Origin of the sequence: Maridesulfovibrio pacificus (SeqCode), assembly GCF_048612815.1 — a bacterium.
Classification (GTDB): Bacteria; Desulfobacterota; Desulfovibrionia; order Desulfovibrionales; family Desulfovibrionaceae; genus Maridesulfovibrio; species Maridesulfovibrio pacificus.
Genome location: NZ_JBLZNE010000001.1, coordinates 1,153,838 through 1,177,773, shown reverse-complemented (window position 1 = coordinate 1,177,773; position 23,936 = coordinate 1,153,838). Strand labels below are relative to the sequence as shown.

Here is a 23,936-nt window from a genome sequence, read left to right as displayed (position 1 = left end):
ATATTATTGGAATGACTTGAGAAATGAGGCAAGCTCTTCATAGAGGGAGGTCGCTGAACCATGCAGGGTCAATTCTATTTTTCTGCCGGATGCGGCAGGGGTCCAAGTGAAGAGCAGTGCGCTTTCAGGCCAGAATTCAATATTCAGATACTGAATCCACTCTACAACTGTCAAAGTTTTTTTATCACTTAATAAATCAAAGAAATCATCGTCAGGTGTCTGACCTTCCAATCTATAAAGGTCAAAATGCGCAACCTGAGGTTTTGTGGGGTAAATATTAAGAATATTGAAACTGGGACTGCTTACTTCTGCGTTTTGCGCACCGGGAAAAGATTCTACAAGCGCGCGAACAAAAGTTGTTTTTCCCGCTCCAAGGTCACCGTTAAGGAAGATAGGGACCAGTTTTTTAGTTTCCAGAAAAAAAGAAGCCAGAGTGGAGCCGAGTTTTAAGGTCGCCTCCACATCCGGCAGATTGATGATCAATTTATCACTATTCATTTTTATTTAGCTAAAACCTTTAAAACGTCTTCTTTACCGACAACGCCGACAAGCTTGCCGTTTTCAACAACCGGCAGGGTATAAAACTTTCTTTCGACCATGAGATCGGCAATCTTTTCGATGCTGGTGTCGGGTTCAATGGTTATAGGGTCCGGGGTCATGGCATGTTCCACCTTGGTAGCCGCAATCTTGTTCACTTCTTTCTCAAGATCCTCGTTGGAGGAGAAGGAAATGAAGCCGTCCAGTATGGTGAACAGGGAAGGCATGGAAATGGTTTTCTGTTGCGCCACAAGGTCGCTCTGACAGAGAACCCCGATCAGCTTTCCACTGCGGTCTACCACAGGGAGGCCGTTCAGGTGTTTATCAAGCATGAGCTTTGCTGCGGTTGCAACATCGGTATCAGGTTCGAGGGTGAGAGCACCGGAAGTCATGATGTCTTTGGCTTTCAGCATAATTCCTCCTTAAGAACTTGAGGGAGCACGTCAGCTATTTCAGTTGCGATGTTTCCTCGATACGGAAAATTTTCAGCCAGATACTGTCCGGCCAGTCCATGCCAGTATACCGCGATACATGCACTTTGCATAGCAGGAATTCCTTTGGCCAACAAAGCTCCGCCCATTCCTGCCAGAATATCTCCTGACCCTGCTGCCGCAAGGTTGGGAGCGGAAAGCGGAGATACAACAACCTGTCCATCCGGGCAGCCGATGATTGTACCGGCTCCCTTTAGCACGAGTATGGTTTTGCTTTCTGTTGCAAACTCACGTGCGGTGTCGATGCGTTTAGCTTCAACTTCGGGGATGGTGCTGTTGACCATGCGGGCCATTTCGCCGGGATGCGGGGTGAGAATTGAATTCTCGGCTATCTGTTTAAGCAGTTCAGGGCGCTTGGCAAAAGCGTAAAGAGCATCTGCATCGTACACTGCCGGCGGATGTCCCTTCTTAACAACGGCTTCTACAAGATCAAGCGATCCTTTGTCGCGTCCCAGTCCCGGTCCGATAACCAATGCATCGTATTTTTCCAGCTCCGGGAGCAGTTCTGCGATCATTTGATCATTCCATTGATCGCCGGAACCAAGCCCCTTAGTCATCAATTCCGGTTTCCCGGCTTTAACTTCAGCGGCGAGTCCGTCCGGGCAAGCCATAGTTACCAGTCCGGCCCCGGCACGCAGGGCGGAGATGCCCGCCAGATGCAATGCACCGGTTAACCCTTTCGAAGCTCCTACTAACAATATGTGCCCGGAACTTCCTTTATGCATGGCCGGGGAGGGCGCAGGAATAAATTCAAGCGCATTTTCCCTGATCAGCAGGTGCGTGGCCGGATGTCTGTATTTTACCTCGTTGGGTATACCTATGTGAGTGACCACTAGAGTGCCAGTGTATGCATCCGCTTGCGGCAAAGCAAGACCAATCTTGGCTTCCTCAAAAGTTACGGTCATTTGGGCCTGAACAGCAACAGGCTGTGGCAGTCCGGTTAGTCCGTTTAAGCCGGAAGGAATATCAACCGAAAAAATAAAGCTGTTCTTCGCTTTGTTGATTGCATCGACAATTGCATGGGCAAATGGGCGCAGTTCACCTGAAAATCCGGTGCCGAGCAAGGCATCAATGATGATATCGGCTTCAGGCAAAATTACTTTTTCCGTAGGCCGGAAAAATTTCATGTTCACGCCCAATCGTGCGGCAACCTTAAGCATGTAGGCTGCATCGCCTTTATACTTATTCTTGGGAGCCGTGTGCAGGATCATGATTTCCGCACCCAGATCAGCAAGCATGCGGCCCATAACAAAGCCGTCACCGCCGTTATTGCCTGATCCGGCGATGATCAGAATCTTTTTACCGGATACATTGCCGTAGCCCTTAAGCAGGGCGAAAACAGCCTCGCGTCCGGCATTTTCCATCAGGATTTCACCCTTGATGCCGATTTCATTGATGGTGACTTTGTCCCAGTTTGACATTTCTGAAGGGGTAGGAAGCGGTGAGAACATGTATTTGCCTCCGGCGGCCCTGCCGGGGGCCTTAAACCCTTTTGCAAAAGGGTTTAAGAATCCCAAAAACTTTTAATAGGGCTTCGCCATTTTTATTTTTCAAGTACCACCACGGCTGCGGCGGTATCACGTCCATGGGTGATTGAGATATGAATTCCTTCAACTCCCATCATTTTGCTTCTTTCAAGAGCTTTGCCTAGAAAGTTAAGCTGCGGCGCGCCGGATTCCACGCGTGTTATTTCAATTGTGTGGAACGTTATTCCCTCGGCAAATCCGGTTCCCAGTGCTTTTACGGCTGCTTCCTTTGCTGCAAAACGGGCAGCAACGTAGGGTACTGGATTCTTAGCCGGGATCAGTTCCATCTCAGCAGGAGTAAGGATTTTTTCCGCAAAGCGTTCGCCGTATTTATTCAGCGAACGCTTAATGCGGTCAAGTTCAGTTATATCTATTCCAAGTCCGATGATCATGGATTAATCAGCAAAGTTTCTAATAATTTCTACCATATCACGAACAGCGCGATCAATACCCACGTAGATTGCACGGGACATGATGGAGTGTCCGATGGAGTATTCGCAGATTCCGGGAACATCAGCGAAATCAAGGATGTTTACGTAGTTCAGACCGTGACCGAGGTTTACTTTAAGTCCGAGATCCTGAGACATCTTGATGCCGTCGATGATACGGGCCAGCTCCGCTTTCTGCTCGGAACGGGTCGGAGCATCGGCAAAATGTCCGGTGTGAATTTCAACGTATTCTGCGCCGATGGCTTTGGCTGCTTTAATCTGGTCGGCATCAGCATCGATGAAAAGGCTGGAGCCGATTCCTTTTTCGTGAAGTGGGGCAAGATATTCGGTGAGACGTTTTTCCTGACCAATGCAGTTCAGGCCGCCTTCAGTGGTGAGTTCTTCGCGTTTTTCCGGTACAAGGCAGACTGTGGCAGGGTCGATGCGCAGGGCAATCTGCTGCATTTCTTCGGTTGCTGCCATTTCAAAATGGAAGTCGGTCTGGATAGTCTTGCTGATCAGTTCGATATCACGGTCCTGCACATGTCTGCGGTCTTCACGCAGGTGCATGATGATTCCTACTGCTCCGGCAAGTTCGCACATGGCGGCAGCAGTAACTGGGTCCGGTTCAATTCCGAGGCGTGCTTGTCTGATAGTAGCTACATGATCAACATTGACGCATAAGAAGGGCATGATTATATCCTCCGGTAAAATTATTTCTTAACTTAAAAGTCGAATTTTTATTATATTAAAAATGAAGCCTGAAGCGGTTTCCGGCTTGCTAACAGCACAATATAGTTAATGGACTTTGATGGCAACCGTCATATCTTTGTAACCGGGTTGGAGTTGACATTAAAAACATAATGGCGTTATCCGCACTAGGATCAATTAAGCGTCAGCCCGGCACCTGAGATAATGCCAGCTAATTATAGAAAATCAAACGCTATAAATAAACGAGAGAACAGCTAATGAACATTTGTATTGTAGGGACCGGATATGTGGGTCTGGTCAGCGCGGCGTGTTTTGCTGAAATGGGTAACCACGTATGGTGCGTGGATGTTAATCCTGATGTAGTTGAAACCCTCAAGCAGGGCAAGATCCATATTTTTGAACCAGGCCTTGATGTCCTTGTTAAGCGTAACTACGAAGACGAAAGACTTTTCTTTACCACCGATCTTAAAGAAGGACTGGCAAAAGCCAAGATGGTTTTCATTTGCGTAGGTACTCCTTGCGGTGCCGATGGCAGTTGTGATCTTAGTTATGTTGAGACTGTTGCCCGTCAGGTCGGTCAGAATATGACTGAACCCAAAATTATTGTAGATAAATCCACCGTCCCCGTGGGAACTGCCGATAAAGTTCGGGCTACCATTCAGGAAGAGCTGGATAAGCGCGGTCTTGATCTTGAATTTGATGTGGCTTCCAACCCTGAATTCCTTAAAGAAGGGGATGCGGTCAGCGACTTTATGAAACCCGACCGGGTTGTAGTGGGTACTGAGAATGAAGAAACCCGCAGGCAGTTTGAAACTCTTTATGCCCCTTATGCCCGCAGCCGTGAAAAACTTATTTTCATGGGTACCAGAAGTGCTGAGATGACCAAGTATGCAGCAAACTGCATGCTGGCGACCAAAATTTCCTTTATCAACGAAATTGCCGGAATCTGCGAGAAAGTCGATGCAAACGTACGTGAAGTTCGTTTAGGTATCGGTTCTGACCACCGCATCGGTTACTACTTCATCTACCCCGGCGTAGGGTACGGTGGGTCCTGCTTCCCCAAGGACGTGAAAGCGTTGATCAACACCGCCAAGGAAGTTGGGGCTCAGCCCGAGCTTATCGAAGCTGTTGATTCCGTCAACAACCGCCAGAAAAAAATGCTCTCCAGTAAAATTCTGGACTATTTTGAGCCTCAGGGCGGCGTTAAAGGTAAAACCCTTGCATTGTGGGGGCTTGCATTCAAAGCCAATACTGATGATATGCGTGAATCTTCCGCTCTTTCAATTATTGAAGAGCTGACTTCCGCAGGCATGAAAATCAAAGCATTTGATCCTGTTGCTCACAAAAAAGCTGCAGAGATTCTGAGTGATAATGATCTGGTGGAGATTGTCCACAACCAGTATGAAGTGCTCGAAGGTGCTGATGCCCTTGCTGTTGTTACCGACTGGAACCAGTTCAGGAACCCCGATTTTGACAAGGTGAAAGATTCTCTCAATGCTCCGCTGGTTTTTGACGGCAGGAACCTTTATGATCCTGCTTACCTTGGAAGCTGCGGTTTTGCTTACTTCAGCGTAGGCCGCCGCCCGGTTGGAGCTGAAGATTAGTTCATACTGGAAAAGAGAAATAAAAAGGCCCGCCATTGGCGGGCCTTACTTTTTAAGGATCCAGAGTTTTCATTGATGACCTGAGCTGCAGTTCCTGCAGAATCAGCCTTTCGTACTCCGGGCTATATTGAATATCTTCTTGATTGTCCTGATCAAGCATTTTGGCTAGAAACTGTGTTTCTTCCCAAAAGTCGAGCAGTTCTTCATTTGCTAATGATTTAATTTGGTCTTCCAGAGTAATATTTTCTGTCGGGGAAAACTGAGCCATGCGAGTTCATACCCTCCTGAGCTTCGCTTTTTGCTATCAGATTTAACTGATAGTCATTAAAGTGGAGCGAGTCAATTTCTGTGCAAGAAAAAAAGCGTAATTCTTTTATAATTTCAGGATTAGCTTGCAAATGTTTCAGATGAATAATAATATAGTATTAAATTAGAACTTTTGAGTTTTCTTATAAATTAAAATTGATCAAATCCCTTGGTCATCCACTGTAAAAAATAACAGGGGGACAAATATGGAAGAAGGTAAGAAAATTACGCTTGACGCGGAGTTGATTCAGCTGGTTACCTTCAGTATCGGTGAAGAAGAATTCGGTGTTGATATTCTCAAGGTTCAAGAGATTATCAGAACCATGGAAATTACCAAGGTTCCCAGAGCTCCGCAATTCGTTGAGGGTGTAATTAACCTTCGCGGTAAAGTTATCCCCATTATCGATCTCAGAAGCAAGTTTGGTCTGCAGTTCCGCGAACACGATCAGCATACCAGAATTATTGTTATTGAAATCAACGATATGATTGTAGGTTTTGTTGTGGACTCTGTCTCTGAAGTCCTGAGAATCCCTGCTTCCACCGTTGAACCGCCGCCGCCTGTTGTTTCCGGTCTTGAATCTGAATACATCAGCGGGGTAGGTAAGCTTGAAGACAGGCTGCTTATCCTGCTTGACCTGAACAGGCTCCTGTCCAACGAAGAACAGGAACAGCTTGCACAGGTATAGCCGCTGCTGAAATATTAGTGCAGAATTTTGCATTACAGCAGTTCTTTGATTCAATTGTTCATTAATAATTGTTTTAGAACTGGACAGCAGCCGCATTTGTCTGCAAAAAAAAGTCGTTCTCTGCTTGAGCAGAGGACGACTTTAATTTTGATAAATTTCTGGAGTCAGTTTGTCCTTACCAGCTCAGCTCTCCGCTTTCGCTTCCGGAAGTGGTGATAACTTACGTATTTTTAAAAGCGGCCACGGAACCCAAGCCTTCACAGCTCACAACCTGCATTCAAGGGGAGAGTCTGTTGTTCTTGTTGCTCCCGGCGCGCGCGAATATTCAGAACTCAAGGCCCTGCTGACTTTATTCAGCCGCAACGAACTTGAACAGAAAGGTAAAGTTATTCCTTCATGGGAAAGGGATTGGGTTTTTCTGCCGCCGTATCTGAGTAAGAATCCGGCAGCTTCTGATTGGGCTGAGCGTTGGGCTGCTCTGCATGCACTGACCCGCGGTGGAAAACAGTCCGTTTTGATGACTGCGGACAATTTGTTGCCGAAATGGCCTTCCCCGGATGTTCTGGAGAGCAATTATATTGTTCTTACAAAGGGCGAAGAAATGGACCCTGAGCTGCTTATGGAACAAGCAGTGACATGGGGCTACACAAGGACTAAACTTGTTTCCGGGTATGGCGAGATGTCCATGCGCGGTGATATTCTTGACATTTATGCGCCGGGATATGATTTGCCGGTGCGTCTTGAATTCTTCGGCGATATTCTTGAAGAAATTCGTGTTTTTGATCCATCATCGCAGAGATCAAAAGCTGATCTCGATGAAGTTACTCTGCTTCCTGTCGCTCCGGCAATGCTGACCGATAATCATACAAATGAAGCTGATAAACTCTGGACTCAGCTCAAAAAGACCGGAGAGATATCATCGGAAGGTTATACTCGCTTGCTTGAAAAAGCGGAAAATGCCGACGGCATGATCTGGCCGGGACTTTTTTATCCTGAAGCAGTCGACCTTAAAGCTTTCTTTCCTAAAAAATCAGTTTATGTGCTTTCTTCTGCATCCAACCTGCGTTCCAAATTGCAGGATCAAGAGCATGGCTGGAAAACTTTCCTGCTTGATAAAGCTGCTCATAACGGCTGCAAATGGCCCATGCATGTGATCTGCTGGAATGAGGAAAAAGCCCGTGGAACATGGCGCGATGAACGTCAGATAGTTTTTGAAGATCTGGTTATCGGTCGGGAGAAAGATGGTATTGATCTTTCGGAGCGATCCATATCCGCATTCACGGATATTTTTTGGAAACCGGAGCAGGTCAAACGTCCTTGGGCTGCATTGGTCGCCGCATTGAAAGAATGGAAAACCGAGCGTTTCCAAACAGTTCTCAGCTTTCGTACCGAACGTTCCCGCAAGAAATTTCTCTCCCTTATTGAACCGGAGCAACTTACCATTGCAACGGAATATTCTCCGCTTAATAAAGGTATTTACGCGCTCGTTTCCCCCTTGAGACAAGGGATGGAGCTGGAATGGAACCAGACGGTAATCCTCGGTGAAGATGTAATTCAGCCGCAGGCCGCTAAAGGAACCCGCAGCCGCGATAAAGCCTTTGAAGGCATGACCAGCTATGAGGACCTGCTGCTTGATGATCTGCTGGTTCACCGTGATTACGGTCTTTCCCGCTTCGGCGGGCTGCACCATATGAATGTAGGTGACGTGGCTAACGATTATCTGCTGTTGTTCTTTGATTCCGAGGACAAACTTTATGTCCCGGTTGACCGCTTGAATCTTGTTCAGAAATACAAGGGACCGGAAGGATCGTGTCCGATTCTCGATAAGCTTGGCGGTGCTCGCTGGGCCAAGACTCGCGAAAAGGCCCGTAAGGCTATTGAAAAGATCGCCGGAGAGCTGGTCGAGATGTACGCTTACCGTAAGATTGCCAAAGGGTATGCCTACGGTCCTCTGGATGAAATGTATTGGGAATTTGAATCCACTTTCGGGTTTGAGGAAACCCCGGATCAGGAAAAAGCCATTCAGGATGTCTTTCGCGACATGGAAAGCCCTGAACCCATGGATCGCCTTGTTTGCGGTGACGTTGGCTTCGGTAAGACCGAGGTTGCTCTGCGTGCGGCTTTCAGGGCTGTTTTGGATGGTAAGCAAGTTGTCTTGCTCTGTCCTACAACAGTTCTTGCTGAACAGCACTATCAGACCTTTGTGCAGCGTATGGAAGGTTTTCCGGTTACGGTTGGCATGCTAAGTCGTTTTGTTCCTAAATCCCGTCAGAAGCGTGTTTTGGAGCAGATGGCGGCAGGCGAACTTGATATTCTTATCGGAACTCATCGCGTGCTCTCCAAGGATGTGGAAGCACCGAACCTCGGTTTGCTTATACTCGATGAAGAGCAGCGTTTCGGAGTTCGCCATAAGGAAAGAGTCAAGGAAATGCGCAAGAATATCGACGCATTGACCCTGACCGCAACCCCCATCCCCCGTACTTTGCAGCTTTCCCTTTCCGGGGTGCGCAGCCTGAGCACCATTGAAACACCTCCTGTGGACCGCAAGCCGGTTGAAACCGCGCTTATTGAGCGTGATGAAGCGATGCTTGCATCTGTTGTGGCACGTGAACTTGAACGCGGCGGGCAGGTCTTCTGGGTCCATAACCGGGTTCAGGGGCTTGAACGTGTTGTTGAGTTTGTTAAGAAGCTGGCACCGGATGCTAAAATCGGCATGGCTCACGGACAGATGACCGAAAAGAATCTGGAAGAGACTATCCACAAATTTTGGCATAAGGAACTGGATATCCTTGTTGCTACTGCAATTATTGAGTCCGGGCTTGATTTTCCCAATGCGAACACCTTGATTGTTGATCAGGCGCAGATGTTCGGACTTGGGCAGCTTTACCAGCTTCGAGGTAGGGTAGGACGCAGTACTCGTCAGGCTTACGCATATTTTGCGGTATCTTCGCTGGATTCTCTTTCAGAGAAAGCCAAGCGTCGTATGCAGATTATTCTGCAACTTGATTACCTTGGTGCCGGATTCAAGGTTGCTATGGAAGACCTGCGTTTGCGTGGTGCCGGTAATATTCTGGGTGAGGTTCAGTCCGGGCAGATGGCCAAGGTCGGACTTGATCTGTTCCTTGAAATGCTGGACGAAGAAGTGCGTAGAATCAAGGGTGATGATTCCGCACAGGTCAGCGATCCTGAGATGAATTTTGTGTTCAAGGCTCACCTGCCGGAAGACTTTGTTCCGGATGCACGTGAACGTTTGCGCTATTATCGTGCTCTTTCTTCTGCTGACAGTGAAGCAGGAATTGAAGAGCTCGCCGCTGAGATCAAAGACCGTTTCGGGCATTTTCCGGAAGAGGTTGAAAATTTTATTTCAGTGCTTTACCTCAAACGTACCCTTGCGCGTTTGGGTGTTGTGCGGGCCGATCTTTTTCCGACCCGGGTTATCCTGACATGGACTGAGAACAATAACCCTGTTGACCCGGCTAAACTGATTGCCTGGATCGGAGAGCAGGGGGATAAGGCAAAACTCAAGCCCCCGGCAGCTCTTGAAGTCCGCCTTGACCAAAGTGTTTCTATTTCGAAAGGTCTTGATTCTATTTGCAAAAAACTTGAACCGTTACTTTAACTATGCCGTTGCACGGTTTATTTGGAAGCTGATATGAAAAAAATATTGATCGGTGTTCTGTTGGCCTGTTCCTTGTTTGGTTGTCAGAATAAAAGTGAAGAGCCGGGCATCATCGCTAGGGTAAACGGAAATCCAATTTACCTGAGCCAGTTGGAGTATAAATATGACCTTACTCATGAAGGAGTTGGTGGATTTGTCCCTTCTGTTGAGCAGGTCAGAGCTGAATACGGACAGATTCTTGGAGACTTGATTGTTCAGGAGCTCGTTGCCCAAGAGCTGGAGCAACGCGAGATTCCGGTCTCTGATAAAGAGTTGAAGGAAGCTGAAGACGAAGTCCGTTCCGATTATCCTGATGATTCTTTTGAACAGATCCTTATTGAAGAGTATATCGATATTAATGCATGGCGTTCACAGCTTAAATACCAGCTGGCTATGGATAAATTCTTTCAAGATATACTGCGCCCTGAGATTAAGATTGATTATAAGGAAGCTGAGAAATATTACCGCACCCACCTTTCCGATTTTTATATGCCCGCCGGGTACAAATTTGTAATGGTTAAAGGAATGGGCAAGGATCTGGTTCTTAAAGGTGTGGAACTTTTTCGCGAAGGACTTACTCCTGCCGCTATTTCTGCGAAACTCCGCAAAGTCTCTGTCCGAGAAATCTGGATCAGGAACGGACAGATTCCCGCAAACTGGAAGACTTTTGTTGAAGACCTTGAACCTGGTAAGGCAACACCGGTAATTACCCAGAAAAAAGAAGTCTTTTGCTTAATCCTTAAAGAGAAGAAGGAAGCGACTTTACTCACGCCCCTCCAAGCCTATCCCATGGTTGAAAAAGTACTTTTGGAAAGGAAGCTTAAGGAAAAATTCGAAGGCTGGCTGAAAGAAAAAATGGCGACTTCAAAAATTAAAATAAGCAAGGAATTGTTGCCTGAAGTGGAAGAAATCGAGCAGAGTGCATCATCTGAGAAATCACCAGTGGCTGAATAGTTGCATAGTTTAGTGAAAGAGTTTAGTTAGTCATAGGAATTAACGAAGTTGCGATCATTTTCTGATGGTCGCGATAAATTTGAAGATAAAACCGGACCGGGGTCCGGTATCCATATTCAGGAGAATCGAATTGAAACGTATTATTGCCGGTTTTCTGGCCAGCATGATTATAGGGTCCGCATCATTTGCCACTGCAGAAGAAAAAGTTGTTGATGGGATTGTGGCCGTTGTGAACGGTGAAGTTGTGACCATGTATGAGCTGAATAGAAAAATGGCTCCTATTATGAAGCAGTTTGATGGAAAAGAGCTTTCTGCTGTAGAAGCGGAACAGTTAAAAAGAGTCCGTCAACAGATTCTTGACCGTTTCATTAATGAAATCATTATTGATCAGGAAAGTAAAAGACTTAAGGTCGATGTTTCTGATCAGGATGTTGAGAACGAAGTCAAAGCAATTAAAGAAAAAAGTAACCTCTCTGACGAAGAATTTGAACGTCAGCTTGAACTTCAGAAGACCAACCTTGATAAATTCAAAGATAAAATCGGCAAAGATATTCGTAAACATCGCCTCCTTTCCTACAAGGTAAAAAGCAAGGTTGTTGTTACCGATGAAGAAATAAAGACAGCATGGAACAGTACCCGCACCGAGCAGGGCGAAGTTGCCAAAAGCGTACATCTTAAATTGATCCTTTTTCCCGAAAATGTATCTGCAGATCAGGTGCGTGAACAGATCGTTGCAGGGGAAACCACTTTTGAAGAAGCTGCTGATAAATATACTACCGGACCCGGAGCCGGGAGTGGTGGAGACCTTGGTGTTCTTGAATGGAACGACCTTGCCCAGGCATGGCATGAAGCCCTTACAGGCTTGAAACCCGGTGGTATCAGTGAGCCGTTTGAAGTTCAGAGTTTCAAGGCGTTACTTAAGCTTGATTCATACGCCAACACTGAAGCAGCATCATTTGAAGACAGCAAGCAGGAAATCTATCAAAAGCTTTATCGTCAAAAGCAGGACGATTTATTTGCGGATTTTATTAAAAAGCTCAGGGAGAAGGCTGTTATTGAGCTTAAATAAACGGGGAGAACTGTAGCGGATCTTAGTTGTCTTTAAGGCAGCATTTAACGACAGTTTCAAATTGGTTTTTGAAACATTATTCCCAGACTGTATTGAGAGGGTCGTATGGATTTGAAAGAGCTTGGTTCCCGGTTGAAAGACGAAAGAGAACGGCAAGGGCTGACAATGGAACAGATTATGGAGATCACCAAAGTCAGCCGTGTTAATATTACTGCCATCGAAAGTGGCGACCAAAAAGAATTTCCACATGAAGTCTATGCCAAAGGTTTTATAAAAACCTATGCGAAAGCACTTGGGCTGGATGCAGAGGAAATCGGTGATGAGTTTTCGCGAATTATGGGCTCCGGTACAACGGAATCTGCTGGTGATGTAGTAGAAACTGTCCAGCCGGACTATTCTGCGGACACTAAAAAAAGTCCTGTCGGGACCATCCTTTTAGTCTTGCTTCTGGCTTGTATTGTTGGTGGTTTGGTTTATTACCTCCACGACAACTCTTTTTTCAGTTCCAAGAATGAAGCGCAGACGGAAGTAGTTGCGGAAGAAGTTGTTCAGGAAAAGCCTGCTGTAACTGAGCCGCAAGTTAAAGCTCCGGCTGGTGAAAACAAAGAAGCTGAAGTTGCGGAACCTGCTCCCGCTGAGGGTGAGCAGTCCGCAGCAACTGAGGCTCCTGCTGAAACTAAGATTGAAGAAGCAGCTGAAGCTGTTGAGCAGCCTGTAGCAGCAGCAGAAAATGTTGTTGCTGAGCATGTCGGCAATACTGTGGTAATTACAGCTAAAACCGGTGAAGCATGCTGGCTTGAAGCTGTAGTTGACGGTAGCGCAAAAGAATATGTACTTCAGGAAGGTGAAACACTTTCACTTCCGTATGAGGACAATCTGAAACTCAAGCTCGGCAACGGTGGCGGGGTTGAGATTGCTTCCAACGGTAAGCCGTATTCATTTGATGCGCCTAAAGGTCAGGTTAAAAAACTTGAATTTTCAGCTGTTCAGTAGAAACAGCAATTAGTAGATGGAACTCACCGAAAAAGTAGTAATACTTAAGACAGGTAAATTTAAGGAAAACGATCTTTGGGTTCGTTTTTTGTCGGCTACCAGGGGGGTGCAAAACGCATTTGCCTTCGGTGGCAGTAGAAGCCGCAGACGATTCGGTGGATGTCTTGAGCCTTTCTCGCTGGTACTTTTTAAAACCGGAACGAATAAAACCGGAACTTATCAGGTCTTGCAGGAGGGAAGTCTTGTAAAGGGTTACCCCGGAATACGTTCTGATTTCCGCAAGATGGGACTGGCAGCCAATTGTTTTAAGTTTATTGAATCTGCAGTCTTGGAGCGGGATGGCAGCCGGGCTGTATTTGATTTGCTGACCGAAACACTGGATGTAATTGAAGAGGCGGAACCGGACGATTTTTTCCCGCTTTTCTTTCGGGCCAAGGTCGCATTTGAACAAGGGTACAATCCTGACTTTACAATTTGCGCTCAATGCGGCAAACCTTTGTTTAGTTCCCGTCCTGTGGTCTTCAATATAGAAAAGGGCCAGCTTAACTGTTTGGATTGTAATGACGGCAGGCAGGGCGAAACAATTAGTGCCGGGACAGCTAGAACTCTTGCATGGATTCAGGATACAGGACCGGCCAGTTGGATTACTCTTCAGCTACCTGCGGATATCCGTCAGGAATGCTTTTCGGTGATGGACCGCTTCATGGCCTACCATATGGGTGTGGTCTGGGAAGGTAACGGTTACCGGAAGATATAAATTTCTCTGTCCGTATGGGCAGTCTGTTCAGGATGGATAAGATCTGTCCTGCGTTTATTTGTTTGTAAACCCGACATTTCTTCGGCTGTATACAAATCGGCTCAAGGAAATGAATCAATACAAATGTTGTTTGTTAGATGAGAGGAATTTGATGAATTTTCAAGATGTTATACTCAAACTTCAGGACTTTTGGTCTGATTACGGATGTTGCATTGTCCAGCCTCTTGATATTGAGGTAGGTGCAGGTACATTCAACCCTTCAACTTTTTTCCGCGTAATCGGACCTGAGCCGTGGAATACTGCATATGTAGAGCCTTCCCGTCGTCCTACTGACGGCCGCTATGGTGAAAACCCCAACAGGCTGCAGCATTACTTCCAGTTTCAGGTAATCCTGAAACCTTCTCCTGACGATGTTCAGGACCTTTACCTCAAGAGTCTTGAAGTGATCGGTATTGACGCTAAAGAGCATGACATCCGTTTTGTCGAGGATGACTGGGAATCTCCCACACTCGGCGCATGGGGCCTTGGCTGGGAAGTCTGGCTCAACGGTATGGAAGTGACCCAGTTTACTTATTTCCAGCAGGTTGGTGGTATTGATCTCAAACCTGTATCCGTTGAACTTACATACGGTCTTGAGCGTCTTTGCATGTACTTGCAGGGCGTTGAGTCCGTTTACGATCTCAAATGGAATGATAAGGTTACTTACGGTCAGATTTTTCACCAGAACGAAGTGGAACAGTCAAAGTACAACTTTGAACTCAGCGACGCCAACATGCTGCTGGACCTCTTCGATAAATATGAAGCTGAAAGTAAGAAGCTCTGCGAAGAAGGTTTGCCCCGTCCGGCATACGAATACTGCCTGAAGTGTTCTCATACCTTCAACATGCTGGATGCCCGTGGAGCAATCTCCATTACTGAAAGGGCAACATACATCGGCAGAGTTCGTAATCTCGCTTCGGCAGCAGCAAAGCTGTACGCAGAAGAGCGCGAGAATCTGAATTACCCCATGCTTGAAAACGATTAAAAAAACGGAAGCTAAAATGGCCGATTTTATACTCGAAATTGGAATTGAAGAGATGCCCGCCCGCTTTGTTCCCCGGCTGGGTCTCGATATTAAAGATATTTTCAGCACTCTTCTTGAAGAGAAGATGATTGATAATGCAAGCGTAGAAACTTATGCCACTCCGCGCCGCCTGACCGTATTTGTTAAAGATATGGCTGCAGTACAGAGAAAGGTAGAAGAAGAAGTTTCCGGTCCTCCGGCACGCATTGCATATGATGCAGATGGCAATCCCACCAAAGCTCTCACCGGTTTTGTAAAATCTCAGGGTATCGACCTTGAAGATGTTTACACCCTTGAGACTGAAAAAGGTGATTACCTCGCTGCCAAAAAGACTGTTGGCGGTGGCGAAACCATCGCTATCCTGCCCGAGATTTGCGTTACTGCGATTAAAAAGCTTTCCTTTCCTAAAAAAATGAAATGGGGCAACCTTGATTTCGCTTTCGGGCGTCCGTTGCGCTGGCTGCTTTGTCTGCTCGGCACTGACGTTGTTGAATTTGAAATGGCTGGTATGCCTTCCGGTCGCCGGACATACGGTCACCGCGTAATGGGTGCCGGACCTTGGGAAGTTGCTTCTGCTGATGACTACTTTGATGTAATCAAAGATAAGTCTTCTGTTATTATTTCTCCTGAAGCAAGGGGAGAGCACGTCCGCAAGGAAGGTGACAAGCTTGCTTCAGGACTGAACGGTTCTGTTGTCTGGAAAGATTCCTTGCTGGAAGAAGTCAGCAACCTTGTTGAGCTTCCTGTACCCATCATCGGTAACTTTGATGAATCTTTCCTCGAACTTCCCAAAGAAGTTCTGCTGACCAGTATGGAAAGCCATCAGAAATGTTTCGGTATTCAGAAAGAAGACGGCGAGCTTCTCCCTCATTTCCTGTGTACCCTGAACCTCATTCCCACCGATGTGGAACTGGTCCGTAAGGGCTGGGAAAAGGTTTTGCGTGCAAGACTGGAAGATGGACGTTTTTTCTGGAAAAATGACCTTAAAACCGATTTTGACACATGGCTTGATAAGCTGGACAACGTTGTCTTTCTCGGTCCTTTGGGCTCCATGGGTGACAAGTCCCGCAGGATGGAACGTCTTGCCGCACTGATCGCCGGAAAAACCGATGCCTCCCTGCAGACCGAGATGGCCCGTGCCGGTCGTCTTGCCAAAGCAGACCTCGTTTCCGAGATGGTTAACGAGTTTGATAAACTTCAGGGTAAAATGGGTGGCATCTACGCTTCCAAACGCGGCGAAGATGACGTAGTATGTAAAGCTCTTTACGAACAATACCTGCCTGCCGGACCGGAAAGCCCTGTGCCTTCTACTCTCGGCGGTGTTATTGTTTCCATGTCCGATAAGGCTGACACTCTGGTCGGTTGCTTCGGTCTTAATAAGATCCCCACTGGCGCAAACGATACCTACGCGCTGCGGCGCGCCGCTCTGGGTATCGTGCGCATGATTATACAGTATGGCTTGAGAGTAGACATTCTTGAAATCATGGATATGGCCTTTGAAGGTTACTCCAAGGATATCAAGTGGAAACTTGAAAAGTCTGAACTCCTCGAAAAACTTGGAGAGTTCATTTCCAACAGACTCCGTGCCTACTTCACAGGTAAAGGTTATGAAACAAGGGTTGTTGATGCAGCTCTTGGAGCCGGCTACCGTGATGTTACTGCTCTTAAGGCAAGAGTCGAAGCGTTGGCTGAATTCGCTAAGGCTGATGGTTTTGAACAGGCGGTGCTTACTTTCAAACGCGCAGCCAACATCATCAAGAAGCAGGGCAGTGAGCAAGGTGTGTCGCTCACCGGCGGTTTCGAAGTTGATAAGTTGGAAGAAGCGCAGGAGAAAGAACTTGCCACCAAGCTTGATGAAACTGCTGCCCGTTTCGAGGAACTCTGGGAAAATGACGAGTTCTCTAAGCTGTTCGCAATCCTCGGCGAACTGCGTCCCTACGTTGATGACTTCTTTGATAATGTAATGGTTATCTGTGAAGACAAGGGCCTTAGAATGAACCGTCTCAACCTGCTTAAGGCTCTGGTAGACAGACTGAGCAGGCTGGCTGATTTCGGCGCATTGCAGGTTTAATCTGTAGCCCGTTTTGTGAGAGAGTTTGTGAGAGCATCTTTTTCTAGACTTTTTCTTTAAAAAAAATGTTCTTCTGCCTTGACAGTTATTGCTGTTATTGGTTAAAGACACTCTTCGTTTGAACGTAATCCCCGGCTTGCCGGGTTAAAAAATAGAAATTTAATTTTAAGGAGAAATACCTTGGCGAACCATAAATCCGCACTCAAAAGGCACCGTCAGAGCGTTAAGCGTAACCTGCGTAACAACATGGTACGTACCCGTATCAAAAACGTTGTAAAAGAAGTTCGTGAAGCTGTTGAAGCTAAAGACACCGAACTTGCAGCAAGCGCACTGCGCAAGGCTACTTCTGTCCTCGATAAGGCAGCAACCAAAAAGGTTATCCACGCTCGTGCAGCAGCACGCAGGATTTCCCGCCTCAGCGCAGCCGTTAACAAAATGGCTTAGTGTCTTAAAGATTTATTCTTTACAAGACCATTTGAGCCCGTCGCCCTGTGCGACGGGCTTTTTACGTTCTTTGCACTTTGAAAAAAGTTGTTGTTGCTGAATTTAAACGATCAAGTTATAAGCAACTATTGATTTCAACAGTACTTTTCTGTTTATACCAGATGTAATGCGCAAGGAGTAACTTTTGAGAGTTATCATAGTAGGCGCCGGCGAAGTTGGCTTTAACGTTGCTAGGCGTCTTTCCGGTGAGAACAAGGATGTTGTCGTAATTGACATGAATCCAAAAGCTCTTAGCAAGGTTTCCGATTCTCTGGATGTCCAGACGATTCTAGGGTCCGGTTCAAGTCCTGAAATTCTGGAAGAAGCCGGGGTGCGTGAAGCGGATATTTTTCTGGCTGTAACTGACAAGGATGAAATCAATCTAATCGCAACTTTTCTCGCCAACAAGCTTAAGCCCGGTATTATCAAGCTGGCTCGTATCAGAAACGAGGACTACACCAAGTATTCCGATATGTTTTCTGAAGGAGATTTGCGTATTGATACTATCATTAACCCGGATGAAGAGGTTGTTGAATCTATTCTGAGGATTATGAGTGTTCCCGGTTCGGTTGAAATCAACGATTTTGTAGGTGGCAAGGTGCGTCTGATCGGGGTCAAGCTGCCTGACGACAGCCCCCTTGAAGGCATCCAGCTTATGAAAGTTCGTGAGCAGCTGGGTGACGATATTGATGTTGTGATTGCAGCTCTTGTCAGGGATGATGAGCTGATTATTCCCGGTGGTCTTGATACCATTGAGAAGGGCGATATTGTCTATTTTACCTGCATGCGTGACCAGCAGGATGTATTGCTTCAACGTGCTGGGATTCTTTCCGATCCTATCAGGAAGGTACTGATTGTCGGCGGTGGGAATGTCGGTTCTTTACTTGCCCGTGCTCTTGATAATAAAAAATTCCACACCCGTCTGATTGATAACGATGCCGACCGTTGCGCGGAGTTATCAGAGGCTCTTGACCGTGTAATTGTTCTCAACGGTGACGGAACAGATCAGGATCTTCTTAACGAGGAAAATGTCGGCGAACTGGATATGGTTATTTCAGTAACCGGTGATGAAGAAATGAATATTCTTTCCTGCTTGCTGGCTAAGAACCTCGGCGCCCGTAAGACTATCACCCGGATCAATAAGTTTGCTTACATTCCTCTGATTCAACCCATAGGTATCGACCATCTGGTTTGTCCGCGCCTTTCTGCGATTAACTCAATTCTACATTTTGTTCGTCAGGGTAAAGTTATTTCTGCTGTCTCCATCAAGGGCGAAGAAGCAGAAGCCCTTGAAGCCATTGCGCAGGAACAGTCTGATATTGTGGGTAAGCCGATTATGGAACTGAATCTTCCTAAAGGGACTCTGATTCTCTGTTTTCAACGCGGAGATGATGTTATTATCCCTACAGGTTTGACTGTTATTGAGCCGAATGATCGGTTGCTCATTATTTCCACTCACAAAAATATACCTAAGATTGAAAAGGCTCTCACCACGAAGCTGGAGCTTTATTAATGCGCTGGAAAATAGTTCTGCATATCATTGGTGCCTTGACGCTTTGCGTAGGGCTGACCATGCTTTTTCCCTTGGGATTTTCCCTTTATTATCAGGATGCAGGAATTCTGCCTCTGCTTAAATCTTTTGGGCTGACCTGTTTCAGTGGGCTTGCTCTGTTTTTTATTTTCAGGGAGCGTGAAGAAGCTAAGGGACTCAGTCATCGTGAAGGCATGGCGATTGTTGCTCTGGGATGGGTGTTTGCAGGTTTTTTCGGCAGCCTGCCATTTTATTTCTGTGATGTGTTCACCAGTTATGTCGATTGTTTTTTTGAATCCCTTTCCGGGTTCACCACCACTGGTGCCTCGGTGATGATGGATATTGAGAAAAACGCCAAAGGCATCCTTTTCTGGCGCAGCCTGACTCACTGGTTGGGGGGCATGGGGATCATTGTACTTTCGCTGGCGATCCTACCTTTCCTTGGAGTAGGGGGGATGCAGCTCTACAAGGCGGAAGTTCCCGGGCCGGTGCCGGATAAGCTCAAGCCGCGCATCAAAGACACTGCTCTGGTACTTTGGAAGGTTTACGTTCTCTTCTCCGCCATTGAAGCGGTTCTGCTCATGCTTGGCGGCATGGATTTGTTTGACTCCCTTTGTCATACTTTCGGAACCCTCGCTACCGGCGGTTTTTCCACTAAAAACTCATCCGTAGCATATTTTCAGAGTGCTTATATTGATTATGTAATTACATTTTTCATGCTTGTTGCGGCTGTAAACTTCAGCCTTCATTACCAGATGATTAAAGGCCGCCCGCTGCTGCTTTGGAAAGATCCGGAATTTAGATTTTTCGGAGTCGTCACCCTCATTATTATGGCGATCATAACCATTTCTGTTTACTCCGCGACTAACTATGATTCCATAGCAGATTCTTTTCGCTACACGTCATTTCAGGTTGCATCCATCATAAGTACCACCGGATATGCCACTGCGGACTATGAAATATGGCCTGCCGTTGCACAGGGCTTGTTGCTTTTCTGTATGTTCCTTGGCGGGTGTGCCGGTTCAACAAGTGGCGGTATGAAACATTTGCGTATTATGCTGCTTTTAAAACAGGCATATCAGGAAGTTTTCCGCATCATCCATCCCCGCTCTGTAAACCGGGTCAAGCTCGGCAAGACAGTGGTTAAGCCTGAAACCATGAACGATATTCTCGGATTCTTCGTGCTCTGGTTGCTGCTTTTCGTGATCTGTGGTTTGATTGTTGCTGCCACTGGTGTGGATGTTGTTTCTTCTTTCGCTGCATCTCTGGCTTGTATCGGCAACATCGGTCCCGGTATCGGAAGCGTTGGCCCTACAGAGAACTATGCTCATATCCCGGAAATGGGTAAATGGGCACTTATCTTCTGTATGCTGCTGGGACGTCTTGAAATTTATACCGTGATCGTACTTTGTGTTCCTGAGTTCTGGAGAAAGTAAATCGTTCATCCGTCATCCATTAAAAATAAAAAAGAAGGGGAAGCTTTTGCTTCCCCTTCTTTTTTTAATCTACTCGGTAATGACAGCCTACGCTTTGTTTGTTGCGTAGAGCCGCAACTGTGACGGTCAAGGCAGATTGACAACCGTGGAACAGGTCGATGATCGGCCTGCTGATTGGCGTGCGCTTATAAAATGACCGCAGGTTGCGATTCAGATTTTGTAAATCGTCGATAGCTCGGTTTAAACGGGCAGTGGAGCGGGTGATACCCACGTAGTTCCACATGACGTTACGGATAAAGGCCCAGTCCTGAGCAATGAGTGCCGGGTCTTCGTTTTCATTGGAGCCTGGTGCTTCCCAATCAGGTACAGCATTGAGCAGTTTCTTGGGAATTCTGGATTTTCTTTCCAGACGTGAGGCAATATCCTCACCCGAAGTGTAGCCCCAGAGCATGCCTTCCAGCAGGGAGGTGCTGGCAAGGCGGTTGCCGCCATGTACTCCGGTGCAGGAGCATTCGCCGATGGCATAAAGGCGGTCCAAAGTGGATTTGCCTTTTTCATCCACCAGCACACCTCCGCAGAAGTAGTGCGCAGCAGGTACAACCGGAATTGGCTGGTTGTTGATATCAATCCCGTTATCAAGGCATTTTCCGTAAATGGTCGGGAATCTTGTGGGCAAATCCTGCTTAACATGATTTGCCGCATCAAGATAAACGCACTCTTCCTCCGTTCTGAGCATTTCCTCAAGTATGGAGCGGGTGACAATATCACGGGGAGCAAGATCGCCACGGGGATCATAGCGGTGCATGAACGGTTCACCGTAGCAGTTGATCAGCTTTGCTCCTTCACCACGTACTGCTTCTGAAATCAGGAAGCGGCGACTGGCTCTTGTGCGTACCTGCTGGAAGAAAGAAGTGGGGTGGAACTGGACCATTTCAGCATTGATAACTCTTGCTTTGGCGCGATTGGCCATGGCGATACCGGAACCGATGGAACCGGGAGTATTGGTGGTATGCAGATAAATCTGTCCCAATCCGCCTGTGGCAAGAACTGTGAAATCAGCCAAAAAGGTTTCCACCATATTCCGCGACTCATTATACACGTACGCGCCGAGACATTTGTTGCTCAAAGAGTACTTAAACTCATTCTGGCGGGCATGGTGATGGTTGGTCAAAAGGTCGATGGCAGTTCTATCAGAGCATACCCGGATATAAGGATGATCGGCCACATGTTTAATGAGCACATCCATGATCGACTGTCCGGTATGGTCCGCACAATATAGAATGCGGTTAACAGCGTGACCTCCTTCACGGGTCAGGCTGAACTCTCCATCATCATTTTTCTGAAACGGAACCGGATATTTTTCCAGCAGAAGCTTTTTTAAAGCCTCCGGGCCCTGTTTTGAAATAGCCCGCACAGCTTTTTTGTTGTTGTAGTTCCAACCGGCTGTGTTGATATCCTTTTCCAGTTTTTTGGGAGAATCGTCCGGGCCGGTGTATACGATACCGCCTTGGGCCAGCCTCGTATTACCGGTGAAAAGATCATCCCCCGGGGTTAATAAAGTAACTTCAATACCTTTTTCTGCTATCGTCAGAGCTGATATACATCCGGCGATACCTGATCCGATAATCAAAACCTCGGTTTTCATTCGGTTTTCCTGCATGCCTATATCTCATATTACGGCAGCCTTTTCAGGTTCCGGCTAAAGGTTAGGTCAGTATTCTATTTGCAAACTTCGAGCATTCTTTCGAGAGCAAGTCTTGCCGGTTCCCGGATATCATCGGAAACATCTTCGTAAGCAGTTGTTTCCAGATTCTGGAGAAGTCCAGCAAGTTTTTTTTCTGTTATTTTAGCCATATTGCTGCATAAACTGATGCCCAGCGGGAGGATGTTCTTTTCGGGGAACATATCTTTCAACCTGTTGACGAGGTTGGTTTCCGTCCCGATTACTATGGTGGAACCTTCAGGTGCTTCATTCACATATTTAATGAGATATGAAGTGGAGCCGGCACCGTCGGAAGCCTGTACCAATTCGGGAGGGCATTCAGGGTGAACAATCACTTTGCAATCGGGGTATTTCGCGCGGAAATCCTCAATCTGGGACATTTTGAATCGCTGATGAATAGCACAGAGGCCGGGCCAGATCAGCAGTTCTTTGTCCATGGTTTCCTTAACATCAATCTGTGTTCCAAGGGAACGGATGTTGAGGAGCATGCGTTTCTCAGGGGCTATGCCCAGAGCATTCGCAGTGTTCATTGCAAGGTTTTTGTCCGGCAGGAAAAGAACTGCGTCTCCTTGTTCCTGAGCCCAACTGAGCATTTTCTCAGCATTGGCTGAAGTGCAGACAGTCCCCCCGTGTTTACCGCATACGGTTTTCACCGCAGCTGGTGTGTTCACGTACGCGAGCGGAATGATTTTTCTTCCAGTCTCATTAATGATTCTGGTCAGCACCTTATCCACCAGCCATGCGGGGGCCATATTAGCCATGACACAGCCTGCGCTTGCATCGGGAATGAAGATCTTTTGATTCTCCTTACGTACGATTGCAGCAGATTCTGCCATGAAGTGGACACCGCAGAATACAATGTATTCCGCTTCCAGCTTCTCGATCTGGCGGGCCAATTCCAAAGAATCGCCCTTGAGATCGGTATGTTTTATGATTTCATCAGACTGGTAATGGTGTCCCAGAATCGCCAGTCTTTTGCCATATTTTTCCTTTTGTTCAGCAATAATATCCGAATACATCAAAGTTGAACCTACATCGGTATGATCTGCATGCTCATGTCTGAGCATTTGGCAGAGTGAGTGATCCTGCCCACGGATATGTAGTCCGGGCCTGCTTCTGCAAGTTTAGCAATGGTTTCAAGGGTCACATTTCCGCTGATCTCAGTTTCAATTTCATCGGGAATTGTGGCAATGGCTGCTTTGGCTTCATCAAAGGTCATATTGTCGAGCATAATCCGTTCGACTTTGGTAGCCACAGCTTCATCCACTTCTTCCTGATTGCGGCATTCCACCTCAATCGGCGGGCAGTCTTCGCCATATTTAGCGCGGAGTTTTTCCACAGCGGATGTGATAGATCCGGCGCGGTCAATATGGTTGTCCTTAAGCATAAGCATTTCCACCAGATTCAGGCGGTGGTTTTTGGCTCCGCCGCAAAGGACAGCGTATTTTTCAGGGTAACGCAGGCCGGGCAGGGTCTTGCGGGTATCGAGGAGGATAGTCTCGCTATGATCCAGCGCGTCTACGTATTTACGGGTTTCAGTTGCGATACCGGACATGTGGGAAATGAAGTTCAGGATAACACGTTCAGCCTTGAGGAGCAGACCGGCGGGACCCTGGATGGCCGCGATAAGTGTTCCCTTAGAGATTTTATCTCCCTCGTCCACATTGAGATGCACCTGACACTTGTTTTCCTGATCTGCAAATTCAAGAATCAAGTTGATAAGGGGCAACCCGGAGATTACAGTATCTTCTTTGGCGATGATTTGAGCAGTTGCAATATCATCCTGCTCAAAAAGACCCAGTGAGGTCAAGTCCGGGCCGTCTTCGCTTAAAGCTATTCGTATGGTGGCCAGAAGGAACATTTTTGCTTCGGCCTGAAAGAAGTCGTTAAATGCGTTTTCTGTCATATT

21 protein-coding genes are annotated in these 23,936 nt (G+C 46.9%); 12 read left to right on the top strand and 9 right to left on the bottom strand.

The genetic code is table 11. The features are described from left to right. Positions 1–3 precede the first annotated feature (3 nt). From tsaE to ACNI23_RS05625, 5 genes are all read right to left on the bottom strand, one after another. Positions 4–498, bottom strand: a complete 495-nt coding sequence (tsaE, locus tag ACNI23_RS05645; protein WP_420247232.1) for a tRNA (adenosine(37)-N6)-threonylcarbamoyltransferase complex ATPase subunit type 1 TsaE — start codon at positions 496–498, stop codon at positions 4–6. Between the two features lie 2 nt (positions 499–500). Then, on the bottom strand, positions 501–950 hold the full coding sequence (locus tag ACNI23_RS05640; protein WP_420247231.1) for a CBS domain-containing protein: 450 nt from the start codon (positions 948–950) through the stop codon (positions 501–503). Further along, positions 944–2,479 carry an NAD(P)H-hydrate dehydratase gene (locus ACNI23_RS05635; protein ID WP_420247230.1) on the bottom strand — a complete coding sequence of 512 codons (1,536 nt, stop codon included), beginning with the start codon at positions 2,477–2,479 and terminating at the stop codon, positions 944–946. The genes ACNI23_RS05640 and ACNI23_RS05635 overlap by 7 nt, the downstream gene beginning before the upstream one ends. A 92-nt stretch (positions 2,480–2,571) precedes the next feature. Then, positions 2,572–2,946: a holo-[acyl-carrier-protein] synthase gene (locus ACNI23_RS05630; RefSeq protein WP_420247229.1), complete on the bottom strand. Its 375-nt coding sequence runs from the start codon at positions 2,944–2,946 to the stop codon at positions 2,572–2,574. Between the two features lie 3 nt (positions 2,947–2,949). Further along, positions 2,950–3,675: a pyridoxine 5'-phosphate synthase gene (locus ACNI23_RS05625; RefSeq protein ID WP_420247228.1), complete on the bottom strand. Its 726-nt coding sequence runs from the start codon at positions 3,673–3,675 to the stop codon at positions 2,950–2,952. A 275-nt stretch (positions 3,676–3,950) separates the two neighbouring features. Between ACNI23_RS05625 and ACNI23_RS05620 the strand changes: the two genes are divergently transcribed. Continuing rightward, entirely contained in the window at positions 3,951–5,297 is a 1,347-nt protein-coding gene (locus ACNI23_RS05620) for a UDP-glucose dehydrogenase family protein (RefSeq protein WP_420247227.1), read from the top strand. Between the two features lie 52 nt (positions 5,298–5,349). Here the strand turns inward: ACNI23_RS05620 and ACNI23_RS05615 are convergent, their stop codons facing one another. Then, positions 5,350–5,565: a hypothetical protein gene (locus ACNI23_RS05615; protein ID WP_015851866.1), complete on the bottom strand. Its 216-nt coding sequence runs from the start codon at positions 5,563–5,565 to the stop codon at positions 5,350–5,352. A gap of 244 nt (positions 5,566–5,809) precedes the next feature. On the opposite strand from ACNI23_RS05615, the gene ACNI23_RS05610 reads away from it, so the two are divergent. From ACNI23_RS05610 to ACNI23_RS05560, 11 genes are all read left to right on the top strand, one after another. Continuing rightward, a complete protein-coding gene (locus tag ACNI23_RS05610) occupies positions 5,810–6,289 on the top strand; it encodes a chemotaxis protein CheW (RefSeq protein ID WP_015851865.1) in 480 nt (159 codons plus the stop codon). A gap of 169 nt (positions 6,290–6,458) precedes the next feature. After that, a complete protein-coding gene (gene mfd / locus ACNI23_RS05605; RefSeq protein WP_420247226.1) occupies positions 6,459–9,908 on the top strand; it encodes a transcription-repair coupling factor in 3,450 nt (1,149 codons plus the stop codon). 33 nt (positions 9,909–9,941) lie between these two features. Next, positions 9,942–10,901, top strand: a complete 960-nt coding sequence (locus tag ACNI23_RS05600) for a SurA N-terminal domain-containing protein (protein ID WP_420247225.1) — start codon at positions 9,942–9,944, stop codon at positions 10,899–10,901. Positions 10,902–11,031: 130 nt separating this feature from the next. After that, a complete protein-coding gene (locus tag ACNI23_RS05595; RefSeq protein ID WP_420247224.1) occupies positions 11,032–11,970 on the top strand; it encodes a SurA N-terminal domain-containing protein in 939 nt (312 codons plus the stop codon). A gap of 105 nt (positions 11,971–12,075) precedes the next feature. Then, positions 12,076–12,963 (top strand): helix-turn-helix domain-containing protein, encoded by an 888-nt coding sequence (locus ACNI23_RS05590; RefSeq protein ID WP_420247223.1) that lies wholly within the window; start codon positions 12,076–12,078, stop codon positions 12,961–12,963. Positions 12,964–12,979: 16 nt separating this feature from the next. Continuing rightward, positions 12,980–13,720 (top strand): DNA repair protein RecO, encoded by a 741-nt coding sequence (gene recO, locus ACNI23_RS05585; RefSeq protein WP_420247222.1) that lies wholly within the window; start codon positions 12,980–12,982, stop codon positions 13,718–13,720. 151 nt (positions 13,721–13,871) lie between these two features. Further along, entirely contained in the window at positions 13,872–14,744 is an 873-nt protein-coding gene (gene glyQ, locus ACNI23_RS05580; RefSeq protein ID WP_420247221.1) for a glycine--tRNA ligase subunit alpha, read from the top strand. 16 nt (positions 14,745–14,760) lie between these two features. After that, complete coding sequence (gene glyS / locus ACNI23_RS05575; RefSeq protein WP_420247220.1) at positions 14,761–16,854, top strand: glycine--tRNA ligase subunit beta; 2,094 nt, start codon at positions 14,761–14,763, stop codon at positions 16,852–16,854. A 180-nt stretch (positions 16,855–17,034) separates the two neighbouring features. After that, positions 17,035–17,298: a 30S ribosomal protein S20 gene (gene rpsT, locus ACNI23_RS05570; protein WP_420247219.1), complete on the top strand. Its 264-nt coding sequence runs from the start codon at positions 17,035–17,037 to the stop codon at positions 17,296–17,298. A gap of 184 nt (positions 17,299–17,482) precedes the next feature. Next, entirely contained in the window at positions 17,483–18,850 is a 1,368-nt protein-coding gene (gene trkA / locus ACNI23_RS05565; RefSeq protein WP_420247218.1) for a Trk system potassium transporter TrkA, read from the top strand. After that, entirely contained in the window at positions 18,850–20,304 is a 1,455-nt protein-coding gene (locus tag ACNI23_RS05560; RefSeq protein ID WP_420247217.1) for a TrkH family potassium uptake protein, read from the top strand. The genes trkA and ACNI23_RS05560 overlap by 1 nt, the downstream gene beginning before the upstream one ends. 64 nt (positions 20,305–20,368) lie before the next feature. On the opposite strand, the gene nadB is transcribed toward ACNI23_RS05560, so the two are convergent. Genes nadB through nadC form a run of 3 tightly spaced genes read right to left on the bottom strand, consistent with a single transcriptional unit; the run spans position 20,369 to position 23,933 of the window. Continuing rightward, a complete protein-coding gene (nadB, locus tag ACNI23_RS05555) occupies positions 20,369–21,964 on the bottom strand; it encodes an L-aspartate oxidase (RefSeq protein ID WP_420247216.1) in 1,596 nt (531 codons plus the stop codon). A gap of 59 nt (positions 21,965–22,023) precedes the next feature. Continuing rightward, positions 22,024–23,046 carry a quinolinate synthase NadA gene (gene nadA / locus ACNI23_RS05550; RefSeq protein WP_420250556.1) on the bottom strand — a complete coding sequence of 341 codons (1,023 nt, stop codon included), beginning with the start codon at positions 23,044–23,046 and terminating at the stop codon, positions 22,024–22,026. A gap of 11 nt (positions 23,047–23,057) precedes the next feature. Next, a complete protein-coding gene (gene nadC, locus ACNI23_RS05545) occupies positions 23,058–23,933 on the bottom strand; it encodes a carboxylating nicotinate-nucleotide diphosphorylase (protein WP_420247215.1) in 876 nt (291 codons plus the stop codon). Between the last annotated feature and the right edge of the window lie 3 nt (positions 23,934–23,936).